The sequence below is a fragment of the Anabaena sp. UHCC 0399 genome (assembly GCF_034931465.1).
GTDB classification, from domain to species: Bacteria; Cyanobacteriota; Cyanobacteriia; order Cyanobacteriales; family Nostocaceae; genus Trichormus; species Trichormus minutissimus.
Genome location: NZ_JAYGGZ010000009.1, coordinates 77177 through 102549, shown reverse-complemented (window position 1 = coordinate 102549; position 25373 = coordinate 77177). Strand labels below are relative to the sequence as shown.

The 25373-nt window shown below is 41.3% G+C and carries 21 protein-coding genes; 14 read left to right on the top strand and 7 right to left on the bottom strand.

The features are described 5' to 3' along the window. Positions 1 to 151 precede the first annotated feature (151 nt). A complete protein-coding gene (locus tag VB693_RS07270; RefSeq protein WP_190705671.1) occupies positions 152 to 286 on the bottom strand; it encodes a photosystem I protein PsaX in 135 nt (44 codons plus the stop codon). A 222-nt stretch (positions 287 to 508) separates the two neighbouring features. Beyond that, positions 509 to 2356: a DUF1565 domain-containing protein gene (locus tag VB693_RS07265; RefSeq protein ID WP_416233373.1), complete on the bottom strand. Its 1848-nt coding sequence runs from the start codon at positions 2354 to 2356 to the stop codon at positions 509 to 511. A 320-nt stretch (positions 2357 to 2676) separates the two neighbouring features. On the opposite strand from VB693_RS07265, the gene VB693_RS07260 reads away from it, so the two are divergent. Together VB693_RS07260 and thiS are read left to right on the top strand one after the other, a co-directional pair. After that, positions 2677 to 3831 carry a thiamine phosphate synthase gene (locus VB693_RS07260; RefSeq protein WP_323265671.1) on the top strand — a complete coding sequence of 385 codons (1155 nt, stop codon included), beginning with the start codon at positions 2677 to 2679 and terminating at the stop codon, positions 3829 to 3831. 157 nt (positions 3832 to 3988) lie between these two features. Beyond that, positions 3989 to 4201 carry a sulfur carrier protein ThiS gene (gene thiS, locus VB693_RS07255; protein WP_323265670.1) on the top strand — a complete coding sequence of 71 codons (213 nt, stop codon included), beginning with the start codon at positions 3989 to 3991 and terminating at the stop codon, positions 4199 to 4201. A 96-nt stretch (positions 4202 to 4297) separates the two neighbouring features. Here thiS and VB693_RS07250 read toward each other — a convergent pair whose 3' ends face one another. The 3 genes from VB693_RS07250 to VB693_RS07240 all read right to left on the bottom strand — a co-directional run bounded on the left by VB693_RS07250 (position 4298) and on the right by VB693_RS07240 (position 10090). Continuing rightward, a complete protein-coding gene (locus VB693_RS07250; protein ID WP_323265669.1) occupies positions 4298 to 7483 on the bottom strand; it encodes a GAF domain-containing protein in 3186 nt (1061 codons plus the stop codon). Positions 7484 to 7557: 74 nt separating this feature from the next. Next, complete coding sequence (locus VB693_RS07245) at positions 7558 to 8109, bottom strand: molybdenum cofactor biosynthesis protein MoaE (RefSeq protein WP_323265668.1); 552 nt, start codon at positions 8107 to 8109, stop codon at positions 7558 to 7560. Positions 8110 to 8197: 88 nt separating this feature from the next. Beyond that, positions 8198 to 10090: a response regulator gene (locus VB693_RS07240; protein WP_323265667.1), complete on the bottom strand. Its 1893-nt coding sequence runs from the start codon at positions 10088 to 10090 to the stop codon at positions 8198 to 8200. Positions 10091 to 10574: 484 nt separating this feature from the next. Here VB693_RS07240 and VB693_RS07235 point away from each other — a divergent pair, with 484 nt between their 5' ends. Then, on the top strand, positions 10575 to 10844 hold the full coding sequence (locus VB693_RS07235) for a hypothetical protein (protein WP_323265666.1): 270 nt from the start codon (positions 10575 to 10577) through the stop codon (positions 10842 to 10844). A 6-nt stretch (positions 10845 to 10850) separates the two neighbouring features. Here the strand turns inward: VB693_RS07235 and VB693_RS07230 are convergent, their stop codons facing one another. Beyond that, complete coding sequence (locus VB693_RS07230; RefSeq protein ID WP_323265665.1) at positions 10851 to 11402, bottom strand: SRPBCC family protein; 552 nt, start codon at positions 11400 to 11402, stop codon at positions 10851 to 10853. 408 nt (positions 11403 to 11810) lie between these two features. Between VB693_RS07230 and VB693_RS07225 the strand changes: the two genes are divergently transcribed. From VB693_RS07225 to lpxD, 10 genes are all read left to right on the top strand, one after another. Then, positions 11811 to 12005 carry a hypothetical protein gene (locus tag VB693_RS07225; RefSeq protein ID WP_190705647.1) on the top strand — a complete coding sequence of 65 codons (195 nt, stop codon included), beginning with the start codon at positions 11811 to 11813 and terminating at the stop codon, positions 12003 to 12005. 123 nt (positions 12006 to 12128) lie between these two features. After that, on the top strand, positions 12129 to 12293 hold the full coding sequence (rd, locus tag VB693_RS07220; protein WP_323265664.1) for a rubredoxin: 165 nt from the start codon (positions 12129 to 12131) through the stop codon (positions 12291 to 12293). A gap of 147 nt (positions 12294 to 12440) precedes the next feature. Further along, on the top strand, positions 12441 to 13670 hold the full coding sequence (locus VB693_RS07215) for an NAD(P)/FAD-dependent oxidoreductase (RefSeq protein ID WP_323265663.1): 1230 nt from the start codon (positions 12441 to 12443) through the stop codon (positions 13668 to 13670). Positions 13671 to 14164: 494 nt separating this feature from the next. Continuing rightward, positions 14165 to 15382, top strand: coding sequence for a glycosyltransferase (locus tag VB693_RS07210; protein WP_323265662.1), 1218 nt, complete (start codon positions 14165 to 14167; stop codon positions 15380 to 15382). A 97-nt stretch (positions 15383 to 15479) separates the two neighbouring features. After that, positions 15480 to 16679 (top strand): glycosyltransferase family 4 protein, encoded by a 1200-nt coding sequence (locus VB693_RS07205; protein WP_323265661.1) that lies wholly within the window; start codon positions 15480 to 15482, stop codon positions 16677 to 16679. 152 nt (positions 16680 to 16831) lie between these two features. Continuing rightward, positions 16832 to 19009, top strand: a complete 2178-nt coding sequence (locus tag VB693_RS07200; RefSeq protein WP_323265660.1) for a polysaccharide biosynthesis tyrosine autokinase — start codon at positions 16832 to 16834, stop codon at positions 19007 to 19009. 8 nt (positions 19010 to 19017) lie between these two features. Continuing rightward, positions 19018 to 20472 carry an O-antigen ligase family protein gene (locus VB693_RS07195; protein ID WP_323265659.1) on the top strand — a complete coding sequence of 485 codons (1455 nt, stop codon included), beginning with the start codon at positions 19018 to 19020 and terminating at the stop codon, positions 20470 to 20472. 19 nt (positions 20473 to 20491) lie between these two features. After that, a complete protein-coding gene (locus tag VB693_RS07190; RefSeq protein ID WP_323265658.1) occupies positions 20492 to 21466 on the top strand; it encodes a glycosyltransferase family 2 protein in 975 nt (324 codons plus the stop codon). 4 nt (positions 21467 to 21470) lie between these two features. Beyond that, on the top strand, positions 21471 to 22385 hold the full coding sequence (locus tag VB693_RS07185; protein WP_323265657.1) for a glycosyltransferase family 2 protein: 915 nt from the start codon (positions 21471 to 21473) through the stop codon (positions 22383 to 22385). Between the two features lie 291 nt (positions 22386 to 22676). Then, positions 22677 to 23729: a UDP-3-O-(3-hydroxymyristoyl)glucosamine N-acyltransferase gene (lpxD, locus tag VB693_RS07180; protein WP_323265656.1), complete on the top strand. Its 1053-nt coding sequence runs from the start codon at positions 22677 to 22679 to the stop codon at positions 23727 to 23729. 109 nt (positions 23730 to 23838) lie between these two features. On the opposite strand, the gene VB693_RS07175 is transcribed toward lpxD, so the two are convergent. Then, positions 23839 to 24744, bottom strand: a complete 906-nt coding sequence (locus VB693_RS07175) for a CoB--CoM heterodisulfide reductase iron-sulfur subunit B family protein (protein WP_190705624.1) — start codon at positions 24742 to 24744, stop codon at positions 23839 to 23841. A gap of 368 nt (positions 24745 to 25112) precedes the next feature. Between VB693_RS07175 and acpP the strand changes: the two genes are divergently transcribed. After that, positions 25113 to 25364 (top strand): acyl carrier protein, encoded by a 252-nt coding sequence (gene acpP / locus VB693_RS07170; RefSeq protein WP_190705620.1) that lies wholly within the window; start codon positions 25113 to 25115, stop codon positions 25362 to 25364. Positions 25365 to 25373 lie beyond the last annotated feature (9 nt).

Here is a 25373-nt window from a genome sequence, read left to right as displayed (position 1 = left end):
AGGGTGTATCAGGAGGTAATGGAGTGTAGACGTGCCTTCTTAGGCTTCCTGTAGGGTTGTGAATACCTATTTTACCCCTATACCCTTGTACCCTTGACCAAAGCTTAAAGTTTGCCGTTTCATGCGTAAGTCCTAACTACTCCAACGTTAACTAGTCAATAACGTGGAAGTAATAGGCTGCTACCAAAAAGTTAACAGCTAGTAGCAACAATGCCCAACCTGTACGGAAAGTATAGGGAGGTTTAGCACCAGAGTCAGCGATTGCGGGACTTTTAATTTTAGCCATAGAGGCGATACTCCTAAGTTGTGACTTTTTCAGAAATACCAAACAGAGGGACAAATTATCAAAATTCTTTAAAAATATTTGTGTGAAGTGAGAGTTGAAACTGTGGAAATTTTGATAAAAGGTAAGTGAAAACTCTCATGAACTGCTGATCAGGGTAGAGAAAATTGTGAATATCCCAGAAGCGATCGCCTACCAAAACTAAGGGCGATCGCTTATAAACTGTTAATTCAATGGCTCAACTATGGTTCTTAAGCCGTTGTTAGTCAGTATTTTCAGCATTTCATCAGCGTTACTGCGATCGCTAAACACACCGGCTTGCATGACTCTGCGACTTTGCCAAATAGTGGGGAAAGCTCCAGGTGCAAGAAATCTGACTAATTCCTGTTCTGTGTCGGTTAACGCCTCTACTACCACTCGGTAACGCACACCTGCGGATGTAGAAGATGAATAATTTCCTGCATAGCTAGTTGTATAAGTTTGTGGTGCTGATACTTTTGGCATATTCCGCGTATTACCTAGGGGAATATCGCCATTCGGAACGGGTAATAGGTCATTGTTCCTCACCGCAGCAAATTCTACAGTACCAGTAACCGGCACAGGGGTAACTTTTAATGTGGGGTTTGATTGTTGCTGTCTAACTTCTGGTTGAGATGGTGAGAGGTTTGCCGGCCATGACTGTTCTTGAGTCGTGAAAGTTGGTGCTAGTTTCTCTGTTTGAGGTGCAACAAATTCAATGGTGTTGCGATCAATCTGCACATAATTAAACTGTTCAGCCTGCGCTGGTACGGCTGGTAATGGAGTTACTTTTCTAGTGGTGGCTATTGATGTTTTACGTGTGCTGTTGCTAGCGGCTATTCTGCTGGGAATGGGTGCAGGGATTGGTTGATTGTATTTGGGTAAAGTCAGGGGTGTATTAGCTGAGGTTAATGGTGATAACTGACTTTGAGTTTGATTTTGCGCTGTCGGCTCGTCAGATACACCAGGAGCAGCAAAGGTAATTTCACCGTTAGCCGCTACTTGCTCAGTATTGGCTGGGGTAGCAGCTTGAGCCTGAAAAGTTACCTGACCAGCGATGCGTTTATTATTAATGGTGTTACCAACTGCAACAATGACCTGTTTAGCTGCACTAGCGTTAATGTCATAGCGTTTGTTATTACGAAATTCATTACCGCCTGCTTCCGTAGCATTACCTAAATCTGGCATTGCTTGTGCGATCGCTACTAAGCCATCTTCTCGACTATTTTGAATTAAATTCTGCCTTAAAATAGGACGCGCCTGGGCTTGGACAATGATACCAGCACGATTGTCTTTAATTTGATTACCTATCAAGACTGGTGCGGCGTTGTGAGTAATATTAATCCCGAAACCTGTTTGCACAAACATATTTTCTCGGATTTGGGGTTGGGATGTACCACTGATAGTTATCCCATTAGCTCCATTCCGCTCAAAGTAATTCTTAGTAATTGTTGGCGCACCTTTACCAGCCACAGCAACACCATCCTGGGTATTACCTGTAAATGTATTTGCCGTAATTACCGGATTACTTGATTCAATCCACAAACCGTAACCACGGGGGTTAGAGTTGGTGACAGTCACCCCCTTTAACTCAGCTTGGTTAGCACCAACAATGGTAACGTTCTGTCCCCCAAAACTGCGGCTGAGGAATTGCCCACCGCCTTGAATTATTATCCCCTGTCCCTGATTAGCCGCATCTCCTTGGATGACAACGCCAGACTTAAGCATCAGGGGAAATATTTCTCCCGTATCCGTAGTATAAACACCAGGAGCTAGCTTAATTACTGTGTTAGTCGTGGCAACTTGCAATGCTTGGGTAATTGTCCGCCAAGGGGCGTTTTCACTACCATTGCCTGCTGTGTCATCTCCGATACTAGGGTTGACAAAGAGGACATTAACCTGAGAAATTGTTGTTTCATCCAGGGGCATTGGATTTGATACAGATGGTACTTGAGCAACAACGCTACGAAGGTCTAGGCTGAGTAACGTTATGCTGATAACACCCATAGCGCATAATAAAGAAAGACCAGAAATGGGATATCTTGCTAACACCATCAAAGATGGTTGAGATCGCAAGTTGTTTAATTTTGGGTATTTTAGCGACAAAATGAGGGAAATCACCTTCACACCACTCCTTAGAAGTAATTATAAGTTTTCATACTTTCAAATATTCAGTATGTCGATTATGTTATCCGCTATATTGACCAATTGGCGATTTTTAATACAAAGTAATTAATACAGGTGATAGGTGACAGGTGATAGGTGACAGAAGACAAGGAAGTAGGGGAAGCAGGGGAAGCAGGGGAAGAAGAAAAATACAATGCCCAATGCCCAATGCCCAAAGAGCAAATCAATATGTGAGGTAGATTGCAACGATGAAAGAGGCTGGCTATTACGATGAAAGCATCAATAATGGGGTTGTTGTAATGGCCACAGCCCAAAGCCAACAAAGGCATATGCAGCAAGTTGTCTACCGCATTTTAGATGCTAATTTAGACCGCGCTCGTGAAGGCTTACGAATTATTGAAGAGTGGTGTCGGTTTGGCTTGAATAATTCCCCAATGGCTGGGGAATGTAAGCAGCTACGCCAAGAGGTGGCTAGTTGGCATAATGCGGAGTTAAGGTCGGCGCGAGATACAGCAGGCGATATTGGTACTGAGTTAAGTCATCCCCAGGAGGAGCAACGCTCTGGGATTAAGTCTCTGTTACAGGCGAATTTTTGCCGCGTCCAAGAAGCTTTGCGGGTACTGGAAGAATATGGGAAGCTTTATCACCCCAGCATGGGTAAGGCTTTTAAACAGATGCGTTATCAGGTTTACAGCCTAGAAACTAATTTGATGGGTTACGAGCGTCATCAACTGCTGTGGCGATCGCATTTATATCTGGTAACATCCCCCTCAGATACTTTACTCGAAACGGTAGAAGCTGCCCTCAAAGGTGGATTAACTCTAGTTCAATACCGCGATAAAGACACCGATGACACAGTGCGTCTAGAACAAGCTACTCAGCTACGGGAACTATGCCATAGCTACGGGGCTTTATTTATTATGAATGACCGAGTGGATTTAGCTTTGGCAGTCGATGCTGATGGGGTACATTTAGGACAGCAAGATATGCCAATTGCTATTGCTCGTCAATTACTCGGCCCACAACGCTTAATCGGTCGTTCTACAACTAATGCGGAAGAAATGCAAAAGGCAATTACTGAAGGTGCAGATTATATTGGCGTGGGGCCAGTCTACGAAACTCCCACGAAAGTAGGCAAACCGGCGGCTGGTTTAGAATATGTTCGTTACGCCAATCAAAATAGCACCATTCCCTGGTTCGCCATTGGCGGGATAGATCCCAATAATATCAATGATGTGATTGATAGCGGAGCAGAACGGGTGGCGGTAGTGCGATCGCTCATGCAAGCCGAACAACCTACTCTAGTCACCCAATATTTACTCTCCCAACTCCATCGGGTGAAGCCAGAAGAGTCAAGTCGCTTTTCTTCGGGACGCTACGCGAATGCTCCAATTAAAAATTAAAAATTAAAAATTAAAGACAACAAAAATACATCTGATACCCAATTGGGAAAAGATGTCTATTTTTTGCCTTTAATTACGAATTACGTAAAGCCTGCGGCATAGCTGCGCTTAGAGCGTAGCGGGGGGGGAGCATCGTTACGAATTACAAATTAGTCTTATGTCTGGTCAAATAACCTTGCAAGTAAATGGGGAAACTCATAATTGTGTTTCTCAAATTCTTTTACCTGATTTACTCCAGCAGTTGGGTTTTAATCCCCGGTTGGTAGCGGTGGAGTATAACGGGGAAATTTTACATCGCCAGTTTTGGGAACAAACCACAATACAATCAGGCGATCGCTTAGAAGTAGTGACAATCGTTGGTGGTGGGTAATAGTGATACAAATACACGCGTAGGGGTTAGCATTGCTAACCCCTACGCAAAATCAAAATCTATGTGTATCAGAATTTTTTTTAAATTGTATTACGTCTAGACTTCAAGCAGAGGTTTTTTAGCTATGGTCTGACGAATTGGTAACTCAACAACAAACTCCGTAGCTTTGCCTGGTTCAGATTGGCAATATATCTTGCCCTTATGTTTATCAGTAACGATTCGATAGCTAATAGAAAGTCCTAATCCTGTACCTTTACCGACAACTTTGGTGGTAAAAAAGGGATCAAATAACCGAGAAAGTAACTTTTCATCCATGCCGATTCCATTATCAGCAATCCGAATGCTAATCCAATCATGATTGAGCATAGAGGTAGAAATGCAGATTTCGTTGGGGTTAGCGGCGATTGCTTCCGGAGTATCTTGTGCATTACGCTCTTCTAAAGCATCAATAGCATTAGATAGCAGATTCATAAATACTTGATTCAGTTGACCAGGATAGCATTCTATTGGAGGTAACTGGTCATAATCTTTCTTTAAATGAATAGCGGGACGATCAGATGAAGACTTCAAACGATGTTCCAAAATCATCAATGTACTATCAATACCTTCATGAATGTTGGCGACTTTAAAGTCTGCTTCATCTAGGCGCGAAAAGTTCCGCAATGATGTCACAATTTCGCAAACACGCTCCGTACCAACTTTCATAGACTGGAATAATTTCGGTAAGTCGTCAAAGAGAAACTCGATTTCGGCTTGCTTGAGAAACTCTTGTATCTCAGGTACAGCATTAGGATGATAATGGCTATAAAGTTCTACGCAACGCAGCAAATCTTGTGTGTATTTGTGAGCGTGTTCCAAGTTACCGTGAATAAAATTAATCGGGTTATTAATTTCGTGAGCAACTCCCGCCACCAATTGTCCCAAACTAGCCATTTTTTCAGCTTGGATCATTTGCATTTGAGCAGTGCGTAGTTCTGTCAACGCCTGTGCTAGTTGATTTGCTTCTTCACGAGTTTGACCCAGTAAACTAGATTGTTGGAATAAGTTGGCTTGATGCAGTGCTACGCTGAGTTGAGCTGCTATTTGAGTCACAAACTCTAATTCATCTTCTTCCCAATGACGCGGATGGGTGCATTGATGAATGCACAATAAGCCCCACATTTTATCACCTTCCATCAACGGGACAACAATCTGGGCTGTGATATGGAATCGCTCAATCACTTCCAGATGAGGCACTTTCGAGCCGATGCTGTTGATATCAGAGATGACTTGCACTTGCCCTTGGCGATATTGTGGTGCGAAATTTTCACCAAAACAATAATCTTGCACCTTGACAGCGAGAGCAGAATCGAAATTGGGTCTGACATCTTCTGCAATAAACTCACCACTGCACAAACCGGCATCAGAATCAAATTGGAATATACCAACTCGATCAGCTTGTAGCGATCGCCTGACTTCCTGGACTGTAGTCTGGAAAATTGTTTCTAAATCCAATGACTCGCGAATTTTAACGACTAAATCAAATAAGATGCGGCGTTGTTCTGCCGCTTGATGCAGTTCATCTGCACGAGTTTGAATTTGGGCCATCATTTCGGAACTTTGCAATGCCACTCCTAATTGGCTGGCAACCTGTCCCAAAAATTCCACTTCGACACTATCCCATTGGCGGGGTGCAGAATGTTGATAAGCCGCCAGCAATCCCCACAGCTTTCGACCAACAAAAATGGGGGTCAACACATAAGCGCGAATCTTAAACTGTTGCAAAATATCTAAGTGACAGCGTGAGTGTCCAGCTTGGTAGATGTCGTTAACAGCAAAAGTTTCATTGTTGCGGTAGCGTCCGCCTTTGGTTTCTTGTAGATGAGTATCTTCCCAAACAAGATTTTTGCCAAAGGGATTAATACTGTCCCACTGCGCTTCCACCATACCGAAATGACTGACAAATTCGCCACTCCAGTCTTCATTGAAGCGATAAACACCAACTCGCTCCACGCGCAGTAATTTGCACACTTCCTGACAGGTGGTTTTCAGAATTAAATCAATATCTAGAGAGGAGCGAATTTTACCGACAACCTCTGTGAGCGCACATTGCCTAGCGATCGCATCTTTGAGGGCGATCGCCTGTTGTTTGGACTGAGACAAATTCTCTGCTTGCTGAATTGCCACCCCCAGTTGCGCCCCCACCTGTCCCAGAAACTCAACTTCGTAATTTGCCCATTGGCGAGATCCAGAGTGTTGATAAGCTGCAATCAGTCCCCACAGTTTTGAACCGATGAAAATCGGTGCTATCGTATAAGCCCGAATCTTAAATTGCTCTAGAATATCAATGTGGCAGCGTGAGTGACCAACCTTATAAATGTCATTGACAGCAAAACTTTCATTATTGCGATAGCGTCCACCTTTGGTTTCTTGTAGATGAGTATCTTCCCAAATCAGATTTTTACCAAATGGATGGATTCTATCCCGCATTGGCTCTACCATACCGAACTGGCTCACAAATTCGCCACTCCAGTCTTCATGAAAACGATAAATCGCCGTCCGTTCTAGCTTCAGTAGTTGGCAAAGTTCCTGACAGGCAGTGTCTAAAATAATTTGGGTCTCCACAGACGAGCGAATCTTCCCCACTACTTCCGTCAAAGCTCGTTGTCTAGCAATAGCATCTTGTAGTTCTGCTGTACGTTGTTTAGTTTGTTCTACGTTTTCTGCTTGCTGCATAGCTACACCGAGATAGGTGGCAGCTTGGGCGATAAATTCAACTTCGTTAGGATGCCAGTGTCGAGAGGCAGAGTGTTGATAGGCAGCCAGTAAACCCCAAAGCTTTGCACCAACAAAAATCGGTGCGATCGCATATGCTTGAATCTGAAATTGTTCTAAGACTTCAATATGACAACGAGCGTGTCCAGCTTTGTAAATGTCTGCCACAGCAAACGGCTCATTGTGGCGATATCGCCCTCCCTGAGTTTCTTGCAAATGGGAATCTTGCCATACTAAGTCTTGCCCAAAGGCAGCTAATGTATTCCAAGGTGATTCTGCAAAGCCAAGACGATTGATGAAACTACCACTCCAGTCAGCATTGAAACGATAGATTGCCACTCGCTCAATCTTCAATTGCCGACAAATATCTTGACAAGAAGTAGAACACAACGATTCTAGGTTAACAGCTGCACGAATCCTAGCCAGAATCCTCGCCAAGATTTTCTGGTGCTGCTGGAAAAGCTGTAGCTGTTGATGACATTCTTGCCAGTCCAAATGGCTTACCGTTTCATAATCGTTTGTTGTCATATTTTTCAGGGAAACTGAATTATCTAGTTGTAGTGTTCCCTGATTTATATTTCGATTCTAAGTTTAAGCAAGAACTACACAGAATCATTAATATTGTGGTGTGGACGAGTCTTCAAATTATGTTGTGGTAGATGATTGATTTCGCTTGACTCTTCACAAGCTCCAATACTTACCCAAGTGCTAGAACCATCAAACCAATGTTCCTTTTTCCAAATAGGGGCATTATGTTTCAGCGTATCAATAGCATAACGGCAAGCTGCAAACGCCTCACCTCGATGGGGACAACCTACTGCCACTAAAACGCTAATTTCTCCAATTTGCAAGCGTCCGACACGATGGTGAATTACCACCCGATTCACATCAGGCCAGTCAACACGAATATCAGCCCCAATTTGATAAAATACTTGCAACGCCATTGGCTCGTATGCTTGGTATTCTAGAGAAACTACAGCTTTACCATCCGTTTGATTACGAACCATCCCACTCATTAACACCACTGCACCATTAGCTGGATCACTGGCTTTTATATAGATTTCATCAATAGATAAGGGCGCAAAGGTAATAGCAAAGCTATCTTCAGTTCTTGGTTTAAGAATAGCAGATGTAGTTGTAATAATTGATTTCATAAATATATATCATTCGCACAAAAAAATCTTTTTTTCAAAATATCTATCAAAGGCAGCATTTGCTGTTAAAGCTTGAGATTTCCTTGAGTTAAGTTGTATTTTTAACCATACTGATTGTTTGCAATAATTGGTTTGCTGTGTAAGGCTTGGATAAAAAAGCTTGGATATTCATGTTATGGGCTGTACTCAATTTATCATTAATACTCTGTCCACTGACAGCAATAATTTTGACTTGGGGATTCATTCTTTGCAATGTACGAATCGTAGTTAATCCATCCATTAACGGCATGACCATATCTGTCAAGACAAGAAATATTTCTGCTTGATATTCTGCATATAAAGATATAGCCTCAATCCCATCACTGGCTGTAATAGCTTTGTAATTATGGCTTTCTAGAGATGTTTTAGTAATGTCTCTAATTGAATCTTCATCATCTACAACTAAAATTAATTCTCCATTTCCTGGTGGTAATGCTATGTCTGCTTCTTCTAGAGTTTCCTTAGTTTCTTGTGCTGGTAGGTAGACTGTAAATTGACTACCTTTCCCGGCTTCTGTATTGATGTTGATAAAACCACCATGACTTTTAATAATACCAAGGACTGTGGAAAGGCCAAGACCTGTACCTTTACTGACTTCTTTGGTAGTAAAAAATGGCTCAAATATGCGATCTAATATTTCTGGACTAATACCAGTGCCAGTATCAGTAACTGTTAGGACTACATAAGGTCCGACTTTGGCATCTAGATTCATTGTGGTGTAACTTTCGTCAATGAATAAATTTTTAGCCTCAATGTATAGTAACCCACCATTTGGCATCGCATCACGGGCATTAACAGACAAATTCATCAGCACTTGATGTAGTTGAGTCCCATCACCAAAGACAGTCCAAAGATTTTGTGATATTTTGGTGACAACTTCAATTGATTTGGGAAATGTCTCTTTAATTATTTGTTTAATTTCGAGAATTAAGTGCTTTAGTTGCAACAAGGTACGCTCACCTTCAAGACCACGAGTAAAAGAAAGTACCTGTTTAACTAAATTTGCTCCCCGTTTCGCATTGTTAATTAATATAGGAAGTAATCTCAAAGAACGCTCATCTTTAATTTGAGCCTCTAAAAGTTGTGCTGTCATCAAGATTGGAGCTAAAACATTGTTGAGATCGTGAGCAATACCACTGGCGAGAGTGCCAATACTTTCCAATCTTTGAGCGCGGAGAAATTGTGCTTCTAGGAGCTTTTTTTGGGTAATTTCTGTATTCACAACTAGAATTGATTGGGGTTGCTCACCAAATTCATGTACTAGTGTCCAACGGCTGGCGACAATAATGTCTTGACCGTTTCTGGTTTTTTGGTGTAACTCTCCTTCCCAAAAGTGATTTTTTTTAAGATGTTTAAGTGCTATTTGTAACGGTTCTAAGTTATTTTCTTGCCAAAGTTCTTGTGTTTGCTTACCAATGGCTGCTGCTTTTTCCCAGCCATAAAGCAACTCGGCGGCTTGATTCCAAAATAAAATTTGTCCGTCTAAATTTTGGACGAAAATGGCATCTTGCGTAACATCAAGTAAAGTTACCTGTTGCCGAATTTTTTGTTCTGTGTGTTTACGTTCAATCGCATAACGGATAGAACGTTCTAGTAAAGGTGGATTCAATTGGCTTTTCTCAAGATAATCTGCTACACCCACTTGCATCGCTTCTAGATCAATTTTTCTGTCTCCTTGACCAGTGAGCAAAATCATAGGAGCATTGCAACCATTGCCTATTGCATTGCGGATTAATTCTAGTCCACTGTCTGCTCCTAGACGGTAGTCTACAAGATATATATCATGTAAACCTTGCGCGATCGCTTGTTGAGCAACTTGATAGTTATCCAACCATTCCAACTCACAACCACTGATTTGAAATTCACTAACCCAATTAGAAGTTAAAATATAATCATCTTTACTATCATCAATTAACAAGACTCTAATTGGACTATTATCCATTGCTGCCTCCCGTTGCTTCTAATGGCAGTTCTCCAACTCGAACCCAGTATTTTGCTGTCAATGGTTTAACCATATCAATGCAAAAGATGAAAGTGTTTAGCTTGATAATGAATTTTTATTCTAACTGTAAGTATGATATCTACTTTCCTCTACCATGATTTGCTTAGGACAATAAGGTAAATTTATCGTAGAGATTGGATTATACAATGTTAAGCATGGGTTATGGGATATATAAATTAAAAATTCAAAAATGAAATAATTGACCCTCACCTCGTCTTTAGGCGAGGTGAGGGTCAATGTAAATAATAATACTAACTCTTGGAAAAAATTCCTCCTGGGGCTAGATGATTTTTTGTTCCATTAATTTTATTTTTTCAAATAAATAAAGACTTTTTAATCCTGGGAGATTCAAACCGGAATACTCCATTAACTAAATGTAGGTTTTAATTACATACAAAAATCAAAATTTTGGGGATAAACTTTTATGTCGTTACAGCAGGTTAATGCTTTTTATGAAGTTTTGATTTCGGAAACATCTGTTTATGAAGCATACTTTAATAACTGCTGTAACAGAGGGTTGTTGAGCAGCTGGCATTGGGACACGACCAAAATAGTAAATTTTGCAGCTACTCTTGGTTATAAATTTACTGAATATGAATTAACTCATGTGTGGTTTGAAGGTGAGCCTAGTTTTTCTGATGATTCGCTGAGTTTATCCAAACAAAGCAAGTTACTAGAATTAACTAAAGTGTAGGGTTGATTATTGACAAATTACTTGTCTCATTTTACGCATATTTGCAGGCAACTCAAAGGTCATGGCTTGTTGAATGAAAATTGCCGGGATGGGGATATTCGGGGTAGCTTGGACACTATAAGCTAGTAAAGTCCCATGATCATAATCTTTTAGCTGAATATGGGCAGCAAAGTCAACAAAACTACCCTTCTCCATGCGAAATTGAATTTGTTGTCCTAGCACTTCTACAACGTTGAGGTAAATTTCCACTTGAGCGGTCAACAATAAAAATACTTTTTGTGCTGATTGATACAGGCGTTTGACCTCACCCCTTTGTAAAACTTCGCTTTTGGTAATATCTGGAAAGTATTGCACCCAACGGGGGTAATCGGTGATTTGTTGCCATACCTGCGATCGCCCCAGTGGTAAGTACATACAAGCACTAACTGCACCACCGCAGGCAGTATGCGATCGCGCCTGGACTACAATTTCACCCTGCAACATGAGCTGTTGCTGTTCTTGATTCCAAGTCATACTTGAACCTGTCATCACCGAGTCTGAGATATGGGTTACAGACATAAATTTCTTTCCGTTACTCCTCAAATTCACCATTTGCAGAGGTTGTGACTACAAACCATTGAAGGGGTGAAGTACAACCTCATCAATATTTAATTCCAGTTGCCTACACCAGTTTTTGGGAATTAATCATGTGTGGTAATTATTCTGAAATTTGATGAGAAAAACCGTATTTCTCACTACAAATATTAATTTACACTTAAGTAGTAGAGAAAATCAGACTACTGCTTTACGAAAAATTTAGCCTAGAAAACCTTAAAAGACAATCTCTCCCTAACTAAGTCAAAACATCGCTAAAACTTTTTACAGCTTGGGAGATGGACATAATGAAATTTGGCATCAGGAAGAATGTATGAAAATTATTGTTAATCTGTCAATGTACAGAAAATCGTAAATTGAGAGGTAAATAGAGTGAGTCAATCTTCCTTAAACCGCTTATTAACTCAGGCTTTTGGTGTTTTTCTTGGCATTGGCATAGCTGTCTGGCTACTCAGGGGCTTTGGTTTGATTACCTTTATTCCTGGAGGAGTAATTTTACTCTTATTGCTAGGGGCGATCGCTATAGGTCTGATTTCCTATGCTCAAAGAACGTGGTGGCGTTTTTAATATATATCGAGATAGATTTTGGGTGATTGTTTTTATGCAATCCGCCTGGTGTGTTGATGATGAACTTCTGTTAAAGATATTTACAGACCCAAACAAAATCAACAATTAACCAGTAAGAAAACTATGGGCATTTATCTATGTAGTGTTTGCGGCTACGAATATGACCCCGAAGTAGGCGATCCCGATGGGGGAATCGCTCCAGGTACACCTTTTGAAGCCATCCCAGAAGATTGGGTGTGTCCGGTTTGTGGTGCAACTAAAGATTTATTTGAGTCGGCAGAAGGTTAAAACCCAGATAATATTACGCTAACCACCCGTGAAAGCAACACATCTCACTCTAAAAATTTCCCTGTCCCCTGTCTCCTGTCCCCTGTTACCTATGTTTCTTCTGTACTAGCCTAGATAGTAGATGATCATATTGAGATGCTTTAGAAATTGCTAGCTTTAAAAATTGTAGTTATCGGCGGTGGGGCCGCAGGATTTTTTGGGGCGATCGCTTGTGCCGAATCCAATCTTCAAGCCCAAGTTACTTTACTCGAAGCCAGTCGTCAACCGTTGGCTAAAGTCCGCATTTCTGGCGGGGGACGCTGCAATGTCACTCATGCTTGCTTTGAACCACAAACCCTAGTACAAAATTATCCTAGAGGCGGTAAAGCTTTGCGTGGTGCTTTTAGCCGCTTTCAAGCTCAAGATACCGTAGCTTGGTTTGCTAACCACGGAGTGCAACTAAAAACTGAAGCTGATGGGAGGATGTTTCCCATTACAGATAGTTCAGAAACAATTGTGAACTGTCTGATGAATACCGCCGCAGCCGAGGGTATAGAAATTTGGACTGGGGTAGTTGTGGTTGGTGTCAAACGACTCAGCAATGAATTTGAGGTGAGTTTAAAGTCCGGTGAGATAATTAGATGCGATCGCCTGCTACTCGCAACAGGTAGTAGTCTCATCGGTTATAAAATCGCCAAAGAATTGGGACATCACATCGAAGTACCAGTCCCATCATTATTTACATTCAATATTCCCGAAGCCAAACTACGGGCGTTAGCTGGGATTAGTGTTAACCCTGTACGGTTGCGGTTATGTGTTGAGGATCAGCCACCACTAGAACAAACAGGGCCATTACTCATCACCCACTGGGGTTTAAGTGGCCCGGCTGTGCTGAAGCTTTCGGCTTGGGGTGCGAGACTCTTGCACGAACACCACTATCAAGCCACTTTATTAGTCAACTGGTTTCCCGAACTCACACAAGACGAAGTACGGCAAAAAATCTTAGCCGTGAAGAGCGAATGGGGAAAAAAAGCGATCGCGTTGCATCGTGGTGTTGATTTACCCCATCGTCTCTGGCAATACATAATTAACCGTGTAGGTATTACCACAGATGACCGTTGGGCAGAATTACCTAACAAAACTTTAAATTTGTTAGTCCAAGAACTGACTCAGGGAAAATACTCAATTAATGGTAAAGGAGTCTTTAAAGAAGAATTTGTCACCTGTGGCGGTGTGAATCTTCAAGAAATCAACTTCAAAACTATGGAAAGTAAGTTAGTTCCTGGGCTGTACTTCGCTGGAGAAGTTATTGATATTGATGGCGTGACTGGTGGATTTAACTTTCAAAGTGCTTGGACGACAGCTTATTTGGCAGGAAATGCGATGAGTGCTGAGTAAGGGAGTGCTGAGTGCTGAGTGCTGAGTGCTGAGTAGTGAGTAATGAGTAATGAATAACGAGTAATGAGTAATGAGTAATGAGTGGGTGGGCATTGTATTTTTCTTCCCCTGCTTCCCCTGCTTCCCCTGCTTCCCCTGCTCCCCTGTCCCCAGTCACCTGTCACCTGTCACCTATTTCTCCATAAAGTTATTATGAAGCTACTTTAAAGTACCTTCATAATAACTACGGATATCTTCATGAATTGATGTAGTAAAGGGTTCATAGATAGTAGTTATGAAATTATGAAGTTTTTCGCCAAAGATTTTTTTGTCCCCAATGTAAAAGTTTGGTGAAGACTTTAACGATAAAGTGACTTTTCAACATAGAGATACTACGATAGGGCTGTGTATGTTTCAGTACGTTTGTTGCATAAAATACGGCTAAATTTCAGTATTTCTTCTATATTCGTCAATTCTGACTTTGTATGCAGCAAAGTTCCCTTATGGTGTGAGTAATGCGTAAACCAGTTCTAACGATTTTTTACCAGTTCAATCCCTGGTACACTTCGATAGGAGGAATTCAGACACTAATCAACACATTTATCAAGTATGCTCCTAGGGAGTTTGAAGTGCGACTTGTAGGGACAGCAAGCGATCGCTCTCAAGTTCTGGGTAAGTGGCAACAAAAAGAATTCGCCGGCAGAGAAATTAGTTTTTTACCCCTATGTTTAATAGAGAATGACGATTTCAGAGGTCTGATCCCGACAACTATTAAATACACAGCCGCTTTGGTTGGGCGTAATTACGCTTCAGATTTTATGCACTTTTACAGGATAGAACCAACCATAGTGACGCGTCATTGGCAGGGAGAAAAGACTCTATTTATTCAAAATGACATTCAAGCCCAGATTGCGGCAAAGGATGATAAAAACGCAATTCTCTGGAGAAAGTTTCCCTCAGCTTATTTCGCCTTAGAAAAGATGTTGGTGGATCAGTTTCATCAAATCTACTCTTGCAACACAGAGTCCATGAAACTTTATCAACAGCGATACCCCAACTTACGAGAGCGGGTAGCTTTTCTTAAGAATACCTTTGACGAAGAAATTTTTTACCCCTTACCACCAGATAAACGAGAACAGGGGAGACGCGAACTGGCTATGCGCTGGGGATTAGATGACAACACCCGCTTTATTATGTTTGCAGGTCGTTTACATCCCCAAAAAGATCCCATCCTCCTCATCCGTTCCATAGCGGCTTTAAACAACTCCAACATTCATCTATTAATGGCAGGTAATGGTGAGTTAGCCGAGCCAATCCGTGCTGAGATTGCCCGGCTAGGATTGGCAGGACGGGTGACAATGCTAGGAGCAGTCAAACAAAAGGAACTAGCTGATTTACATCGTGTGTGCCATGCGTTGGTGCTGAGTAGTGCTTTTGAGGGTTTGCCTTTTGTGGTACTTGAGGCTCTGGCTTGCGGTATACCCATAGTAACTACGCAAGCGGGTGAAACTCCAAAATTACTCTCGTCTGATAGTGGTATTGTTTGCGAAGAACGGACTCCAGACTGCATTGCTAATGCTCTACGTCAAGTAGTGATGAATCCAGAACGTTATCCAGTTTCTGCCTGTGTACGCACAGCTCAACCTTATGCAGCCAGTACCGTAATCAATGAAGTGTATAAAAAAATGTGGCAAAGTTGGGAAACAAAATATTTAGTCACAGCTAGCCGCTAATAAAAGCCAGATTCCCTCAGACTAGAAAGCCCAATTCCCTATTTTCTTTGTGTGTGTGTTCGCTATTAATCATCTCGTTCTTCAGGGCTAATTAATTATGAAAATTGCAGTAATTGGTGCAAAAGGTATACCACCAAAACAGGGTGGTATTGAACATTATTGTGCAGAAATTTATCCTCGGATGGTGTCACAGGGACACACTGTAGATTTATTTGCTCGCTCATCTTACACAGAGAATTTTGGCTGGGAAAATTATGATTTTCGAGGAGTGCGAGTCATTTCTTTCCCAGGGTTGGACTACTATTATGGTTTGGATGCTCTAGTTACTTCAGCGATGGGAGCGATCGCCGCCACTGGGCAGAAATATGATATTATCCATTTTCATGCCCTCGGCCCAGCTTTATTTACCTGCATACCTAGGATTGCTAACTCGTCAAAAATCGTAGTTACCTGTCACGGTTTAGACTGGCAACGAGCTAAGTGGGGAAGTTTGTCTACGAGGCTGATTCAACTAGGAGAAAAGGCATCTGTCCGCTTTAGCCACGGCATGATGGTGGTGTCAAAATCACTGCAAACATACTTTTTGCAAACATATGGCAAAGAGACGGTTTATATTCCCACAGCTCCAGCAAGTTATGGTTATTCAGATCCCAATTTTCACTATGGTACTAACCTAGGACTGGAAAAAGGGCGTTATATTCTGTTTTTAGGCAGACTCGTACCAGAAAAACGTCCTGATTTGTTAGTTGAAGCTTTTAGTGCGCTCAACCCAAGAGGATGGAAACTAGTTTTGGCTGGGGGTGTCAGTGATACGAAAACATTTACTAGCCAACTACTAGAAAAAATTGCCCGTCAAAGAAATATAGTCTTCGCAGGGGAACTTAGAGGTTCTCGTCTTTGGGAAATTGTCCGAGGCGCAGGTTTGTTTGTTCTGCCTTCTGATTTAGAGGGATTACCTTTATCGATGCTAGAAGCTATGCGAGAAGGTATCCCGGTTGTAGGTAGTGATATTCCACCTCATCAACAACTACTAGGGGAAGAGCGAGGAACACTATTTAAAGCTGGCAACTTAGACTCTTGTATTTCTGTCTTAGACTGGGCGTTGCGTTACCCAGAAAAACTAGCACCAATAGCCAAGAAAGCACAAAATCATGTCAATCTCAACTACAGTTGGGATCATATTACATCGGAAATATTGCAACTATATACACAAGTTTTGAACTCTTCGGAAATTTCGAGTAGGTTGCAGCCAGAAAACAACGATATGGATCTAGCTAAAGTAGGAACTAAGAAATAGGCAAGCCCAATCATATCTAAAAACCGACTCTTTAAAAGTAATTAGTTTATATTGAGTGCCGTTGTCATCAGTTATGATACCGAGTAGTTAATATTTTTTAATACTGTATCCAAGTTGGATAGTCCGATCTGAAAGAAATCAAGGTATTGGTAATGGGAAAAGGTATTTCAACCTTATTGGCAGTATTACGACGTAGAGGTTTGCCAGCTTTGTCTACCTTAGCGGCTGTGATTGGTGCATCAGTTGCTTACCTGGCTGTAACTCCGCGTTTTTATGAAACATCAGCAAGATTGATGGTTGATGCTAAAGGTGTCAGCGTTTCAGAATTAGGACGTGATTTGACACAACCTTCAGTTGTGGGACGGAGCAGCAACCCCCTAGCAGATCAAGCCGAGTTAGTGAAATCACAGGCTGTTTTGGATAAGGCTATAGAGAAGCTGGTTTCCCAAAACAAAAATAGTGCCAATCCAATTGATCTAAAAACTACAGATATCACTTCCTCATTGAAAGTCAGCATTGTACCAGCTACTAACATTCTGGAAGTGCGCTATTACAACCAAAATCCTGAGTTTGCGGCTGAAGTGCTAAATGCTGTTTCCCAAGCGATGGTTGAGGAGAATATTCAAGCGATTAGCTCAGAAGCGACTAAAGTCAGACAATTTTTAGAAAAAGAAGTACCAGTAGCTCGTAATCGCTTACAAAAAGCAGAAGTGGCGGAGTCTAAATATAGACAGCAAAGTGGTGTGATTGCAGATACCGACCAAACTCGGAGCTTAGTAGAGAGTTTAGCGAATCTAGAAGACCAAGAACGGATATTATTAGCTCAAGTACAAGAAGCGCGATCGCGGGATGATTCCCTGAGAAAACTTACTGCTACTAAAAATATCAATAACGCCTATACATCAGTACGTAGCGGTCAAGACGAACAACTCAAAGCCTTAAGAGCTAAATTAACCCAATTAGAAACTCAACTCATAGAAGCTCGTTTACAGTTTACAGATAATCACCCCAGAGTTGTATCCCTACGAGGACAGCGAGATCAGATTCAAACTTTGTATACAGAGCAAGTGGGTCGCGTCTCACCGGAAAATCAAACCGCTTCTTCTGCTGACGTTGCATCTGATCAAATCAGTCAAAATCTCACCACCCAGCTAATCAATAACGAAGTTGAGCGTCTAGCAGTTGAAAACAAGCTCCGAGCAGTTCAGTCTATGAGAACTAACCTCCAGGCTCGTTTAACAATATTGCCTCTCAGACAACAACCACTCACCATGCTCACCCGCCAACGAGAGGAAGCGGCCGAGTCTTTGAAATTGCTACAAAGCAAGCTAGAAGAAGCACGGATTGCGGAAGCGCAAAAGGTAAGTAATCTCAGAATCATCGAAATAGCCCAAGCCCCAACTGCTTACGCTTATCCCAAGCGATCGGTTGTGTTAGTTATCGCTATGTTCTTTGGTAGCATTCTAGCTACCGGGATAGTGCTGCTATTAGAGTTAATGGATAACAGACTCTACGATGTTGCAGACGCAGAGGAGCTACTGAAGTTACCACTACTGGGAATTTTACCACGTCTCCCTGCTACCAAGCTCACCCTCGAACCAGCCGAAAAATTCTTAGACGATGTAGGCTTAGTTGAGCCTTACCGGATGCTCCTCAAAAATCTAGAATTTCGTAGCAGTGATAAATTGCAGATTGTCGTGGTGAGCAGTACCATCTCTGGAGAAGGTAAATCAGTTGTGGTGTCGCACTTAGGTGCTGTTGCAGCCATGCTATCTCGCCGCACACTCATAATTGATGCCGATTTGCGTAGACCTGTACAGCATACACTGTTTAACTTACCTCCCAAGCCAGGAATTACCGATGTCCTCAATGGGAATAGAACACTACTAAGTGCTGCACAGTCAACAGATATTGAGAACCTTTTTGTTTTAACTTGTGGTGAACTACATGGTAGACCTTCGCAGTTGCTGGAGTCAAAAGCAATGAAGTCCCTAGTAGCCGAAGCCGCGTTACACTATGATCTAGTTATTATCGACACACCTCCTCTGGGGGTTTGTGCTGATGCTTCCACCCTCAGTCAATATAGTGATGGCGTCATCATGACTACACGCCCCAGTGTCACACTTAAAGAATCATTGCAAAGAGCAGTAGCAGAACTCAATCAAAACCGGATACCGATTCTGGGAGTAGTGATCAATGGGATGGAAACTGAGACAGAAAAATATTATCGCTATCCCATTGATGAGAAGCAATCCTTCCTATCTAGGCCTTTGAGACGCTTGAACTTGCTAGGGAGTAGTAGCAGAAATTCCCAGAACGATTTGAGGTGAAGATAACAATGTTGACCAATAAACGCTCAAGTCGTTATTCCCATGTGGGAATTTTGGTTGGGTTAGCAGGTATTGCCATTGGCATAGTAACAGGGTTTCTAGTCGGTGTTAGCCCCTTGTTAATCGGCTTGCCTATATTTGCTGTAGCTGTTGTTGTCTGGTTTTTTGGTAAATTCGAGCAAGCAGTGATCGGCTTATTAGTTTTGCGTAGTGCTTTAGATACATTTTCCGCACAGCAAATTCCATCTGCTTTTGCGGTTGGTTTAAGTGGCTTGGCGTTATTATATGTAGCTGTTTCTTTATTAACAAGTCAAGCCATCAAAGTAGATAGATTTTGGTGGTTTTTTGCTGGATGGGTAGCACTACAAGGAATGTGGGTAGTGTTATTACCATTAGGAGGACTAGGTTTAGATGGGACATATCTCTTAGAAGGCGTTCGTGAGTGGACACGTTTATTTTCGTGGTTAATGGTTTATTTGCTCGTCATGCAACTTAAGGGAAAGTTGAAACCTCAGACAGTAATTACTGCCTTGTTTTTGAGTCTTGTTATTCCCCTGATAGTATCATCAATGCAGATGTTCTTACCCCCTTCATTACTACCTTCCTTCCTAGCTCAAGGTAGTGTTAATACTGGGGAGTTAGAATCAGCTTCGCGTATTAGAGGAACTTTAGGTCATCCTTCGACATTTGCCACATTCTTATTACTATTTATCGCGCTAACCTGTTGGAAGATAGGTAACACACCAAAACGTTGGCCTTGGTTATGTTTGCTAGGCTTACTTGCTTTCTTTTTTGTTAGTACCAAAGCTCTAACTATGACAGCAATGCTGTTTGTGTTTGTTTTAGTAATGATTGTACCTAAATTAAATCTCGTCAATTTAATTGGTGGCTTTTTACTATTAGGATTGGTAATAATTTTATTTGTGAGTACAGAGTTTGGACGAGAACGCCTTGGCTCACTGGCAGATACACCACTTTTAAATCCAGATATAGAGATATGGCGAGCAATTTTACTATCTTGGACAGACGGAAATAGTTTTAACTGGAGAATAGCACAATGGCATTTTATGTGGGAGGCTTGGAAGAACTCGCCGTTACTTGGTTATGGTTTAAATACAGCTTCCTACTTAACTGTGTTAAAAAACGAGGCTCACAATGATTATCTCCGAGCCTTAGCTGAGGGAGGAATAGTAGGATTCACAACATTTTTGATCTTTCTGGCAGCTCAAGTTTATCGCCTTGTAAATCTCATGTCTGCGGCTAGAAATAATCGCTCACAACAGAACTTTTGCTTTATCCTGTTGGCTGTTTTCACCGCTATTCTGCTGGGAATGTTGACTGACAATATCTGGAAGCACACTACTCTTTTGTTTTATTGGTGGCTTTCTTTAGCAGTAGCAGGTTGGGATTGGGATGAAATAGGCAATTCTCAACAAATGGATAGATCACCTTTATGTCATTAGCAAAATAAGAGTTATAAATATGCCAAAAGTTTCTGTGATAATTCCTGCCTACAATGCGATAAATTATCTTCCTGAAACTATCAAATGTCTTTTTAATCAAACTTTTGATGATTTTGAAGTAATCATTGTTGATGATGGTAGTTCTGATGGAACTGCTGAATGGGTATCTCAAATAAAAGATTCAAGAGTTAAATTAGTTAGTCAACAAAATCAAGGTTCATCAGGAGCAAGAAACACAGGTATAAAACACTCCCAATGTGAGTTTATAGCTTTTATGGATGCTGATGATTTTTGGCAGCCGACTAAATTAGAAAAGCAAATCAGGGTTTTGGAATCAAATCCAGAAATAGGATTAGTTTACAATTGGGTCGCTTATATAAATGAAAAAAGTGAGCCTACAGGTAGAATAGTCAAACCAGATGCAGAAGGATATATCTGGGATAAATTTACAGCCCGCAATTTGATTGAATGTGGTAGTGTGCCTATGATTCGTAGCCAATGCTTTGAGCAAGTAGGAGTATTTGATGCAAGTATTGATGCAGCACCAGATTGGGATATGTGGTTGCGAATCGCTGCGGTTTATCCTTGTGCTTTGATTAAAGAACCTCTAGTTAGCTACCGTCAGCATTCTCATAATAAATCTAAAAATTATCCTCAACTCATACACGATTTTCGCACCATTTTTGAAAAAGCTTTTCAGTCTGCTCCAGTTGAGTTTTTACATCTGAGGAAGCGCAGCTATGGTAATCTTTATTTGTTATTAGCATGGAAATGTTTACAAAGTAAAGATAGAGATAATAAACAAGCAGATGTTTTTCGTCGGCAAGCTCTGAAGCATGATTTTTTGATAATCTTTACTAAGGAATATATTCGTCTCAGTGTAGCGATCGCATTAATGCACTGGTTAGGGGATAATGGCTATCAACAATTTATCCAAATTTTTTACAGTTTACGCCGCAGCAATTCTGCACTCATGAGATTTTCTAAGAGGTAAGGTCATGAAAATTCATAGTATTTGTGTAGTTAAAGACGAAGCTGACATCATTGAGCAAACACTCACATCAGCAATAATCTGGTCTGATTTTATATATGTTTTGGATAATGGTAGTACAGATGGCACATGGGAAAAGATTTTAAACTTGTCTCAAAAACATCAAAAAATCATTCCTTACAAGCAAGATAACTGCACATATCATCACGGTTTATGGGCTGATCTCTTTCATCATTATCGAGCCAATAGTTCAACAGGTGACTGGTGGTGTCGGTTAGATGCTGATGAAATTTATATTGACAATCCGCGTAGTTTCTTAGGGGAAATACCAGGGCAATATCAAGCAGTTTGGGCTGCTAGTTTTCAATACTTCTTTACTGATAAGGATTTAGAAATTTATAGTCAGCAACCGTCAATTTATGATGATGAAATACCAGTTGAACAAAAGTGTCATTACTATCTGAATAATTGGTCAGAGGCGCGTTTCTTCAGATATGACCAGGATTTAGTTTGGGATAAAGATCAGGGGTGGCCTTATTTTGGGGCAATATATCCATTTAGGATTAGATTAAAACACTATCAACATCGTTCACCTCAACAGATACAAAAACGGATCAGTGTCCGTTTGTTAGCAAGAGCTAGAGGTAGTCAGAATTTTAAGCATGAATCTCAATTAATGGTAGTAACTCAGACCCATAGTCAAGATGCGAATGTGGCTAATCTGCAACTATCTGGAGATGAATGGCAAACAAAGATTAAACCCGCAGCCAAATTAAACTATGACAGTAACGATGGTGTATATGTATTGCGAGAAGATTTAATGCCAAAAGTTCCATCAGGCAATCCTATGTTAATTAATAAAATGAGAATTATGAAAAGGTATTTTAGAAGATTAAAAAAATTAGTTTCATCTGGTAAGTAAAGCATTGAAGATTAATTAGCTATGCTTCCAACAGTCATTAAACTCCACCATGTTCATGGGGTAGGCTTCTTGGGGCTTCATCAGCAATCCTAACTTTTCACGGAATCTGGAAAACCTCTCTCTAAACCTCTCTCCTCGCAGGAGAGAGACTTTGAAATCCTGGTTTGGAAGTTAGATTTTCCGTGGACTTTTCTACATGACGTGAAAAGTCAGATCAGCAATCAAGCTGACGTGATATGAAATAGTATAATCTTGCTTTTACTGAGAAAACTACTAAATAAATACGCGAATATGAAATTCAGCGAAATTATACATCAGTTTGGTGACAGTGCCATCGACCATAGCCTGAACATCAATCAAAACAATGACCCAGAAATTATAGGGGTAGCAGCCATTTATGAAGCAACGACTGGTACTATTAGCTTCGTAGAGAGTGGAAAGTTTGCATCATGTATCAATGAGACAAATGCTAGTGCTTTAATTGTGCCGCAAGATCCAATAATACAAGCACAAGCACAAGAACGAGGGATAGCTTGGGTAGCTACAAGAGAACCAAAATTGTTATTTGCCAAAGCGATCGCTATATTTTATCAACCATACACTCCCAGCCCAGCCATTCATCCTACAGCCGTTATTCATCCCACAGCCAAAATTGGTGAAGATGTCTACATTGGCCCCCATGCGGTGATTCAGGAAAGAGCAGAAATCGGTGACAGTGTGATTATTCATCCCAACGTCGTCATTTATCCCGATGTGAAGATAGGCGATCGCACCACCTTACACGCTAACTGTACCATCGAAGAACGTAGCCAAATCGGTGCAGATTGCGTCATTCATAGCGGTGCTGTTATCGGTGCAGAGGGTTTTGGCTTTGTCCCTACCCGGACTGGTTGGTTCAAAATGGAACAATCCGGCTATGTAGTCTTAGAAGATCGAGTAGAAATAGGTTGTAATACGACCGTTGACCGCCCAGCCGTGGGAGAAACCAGGATAGGATACGATACCAAAATCGATAACCTAGTGCAGATTGCTCATGGTTGTCAAATTGGTAAAGGTTGCGCGATCGCTGCCCAAACTGGTATGGCTGGAGCAGTCAAATTAGGCAATCGTGTGATTTTAGCCGGACAAGTCGGAATTGCCAATCAAGCGATAATGGGTGATGGCTCAATTGCTTCGGCTCAAAGCGGTATTCTGCACAATGTTGCAGCAGGAGATGTTGTTTCGGGGACTCCTGCTGTTCCCCATAGAACATATCTCAAAGTTGCTGGTATTTACAGCCGCTTGCCAGAGATGTATCAATTTTTTAGACAACTCCAACGTCAGTTCAAGGGAGAAATCAATTAAAAATTCTTGCATTAAAGAACTCTTAGAGGATGTTTGAAAAGTCTGTTTCTTTGTCATGTTGACTTTTGACTTTTTCTGTCCAATCCCTAATCACCAGCACCCAATTTCTTCAAAATCCCAACTTTTCTAAAACGGGTTTTGTAGAAACAATATGCCGTTCTAAACCCAATTCTTTGGGGCTAACCCCTAATGCCAAAGCAATTAACTGGGGTAAATGTAACACGGGCAAACCTAATTTTTGCCCAATTACTTTTTCTACCTCTGGTTGACGAGAATCTAAATTTAGATGACACAGAGGACAAGGGGTAACTAAACAATCAGCACCAGCAGTTAAGGCATCTTGAATGTGCATCCCAGCCATCTGGAAGGATTGGGTAGTAGCATAGCTAGAAAGAGGCCAGCCACAACATTGAGTCCGACCACGATAATAAATTGGTGTTGCACCCACCGCTCGAAAGACATTTTCCATTGCTTCTGGATTGTAAGGGTCTTCGTCGGGTATGGGCTTTTGGGCGCGAAGGAGATAACAGCCATAAAAAGCTGCACACTTTAGCCCAGATAACTTACGGGTGACACGGTTGCTAATTTCCTCTAAGCCATAATCTCTGACTAGCGCATAGAGGATATGTTTAACTTCTGTTTTACCGCGATAAGGTAGACAGCCTTCTTTGTTTAACAAGCCATTAACTTGCTTCACATAATCAGGGTTACTGGTTTGAAAATCTTGCAAGCGTTCGTTAACATGACCAATCACACCCTGACAGGTACTGCAATGAGTCAGTAGGGGTAAATTTAATGCTTCTGCGAGGGCGATATTTCTGGCATTGACTGTATCTTCTAGAAGTTGAGAATCTTCCTTAAATGTACCTGAACCGCAGCAAGCAGCTTTCTTGAGTTCAATCAGTTCAATACCTAATGCTTGAGTTAAGGCTTGAGTTGACTGGTATAATTCCCCGCAAGCACCTTGAGCTACACAACCAGGGAAGTAAGCATATTTTAGTGTTTGAGATAGCATAAAAGTAAGTGTGGTTTAGGGCAACTGCCCCGATGATAACTGTTTTCTCACCTCTCACCAGGGATACTGAGAAGGAAATGTATATTTTTTGAACATTCACTAAAAATTTAGTAAGAATTGATAACAAGCAGTATTAAAAAGTGTTATGAGTTCCAAGTTTAGTTAGGGTAGTGGAACATGAGCAGCTTGCTGAGTGGTGAATCTCACTCACAACTCACAACTCACAACTCAGCACTCACCACTCTCTTCCTATTTTGGACAAGGACGTATACGGGCGATCGCGCTTTCCGATAAGATGTATATGCTCAAAACCATGTCTCCCATAACATCAAGAGCAAAAAATAGCAGTTGGTTAAGGAATTTTATATATGAGCCAGGCAGAAATTTTTGCACAAGTCAAGAAAATCATTGTTGAACAACTTAGTGTTGACGAGGAAAAAGTTACCGAAACAGCAAATTTTGCTAACGATTTAGGGGCAGATTCTCTAGATACAGTGGAATTAGTAATGGCTTTGGAAGAAGAATTTGATATCGAAATTCCCGATGAAGCCGCCGAAAAAATTACAACCGTTCAAGAAGCAGTGGATTACATCAACAGCAAAGTTGCCGCATCCGCTTAAGAAAGTGTT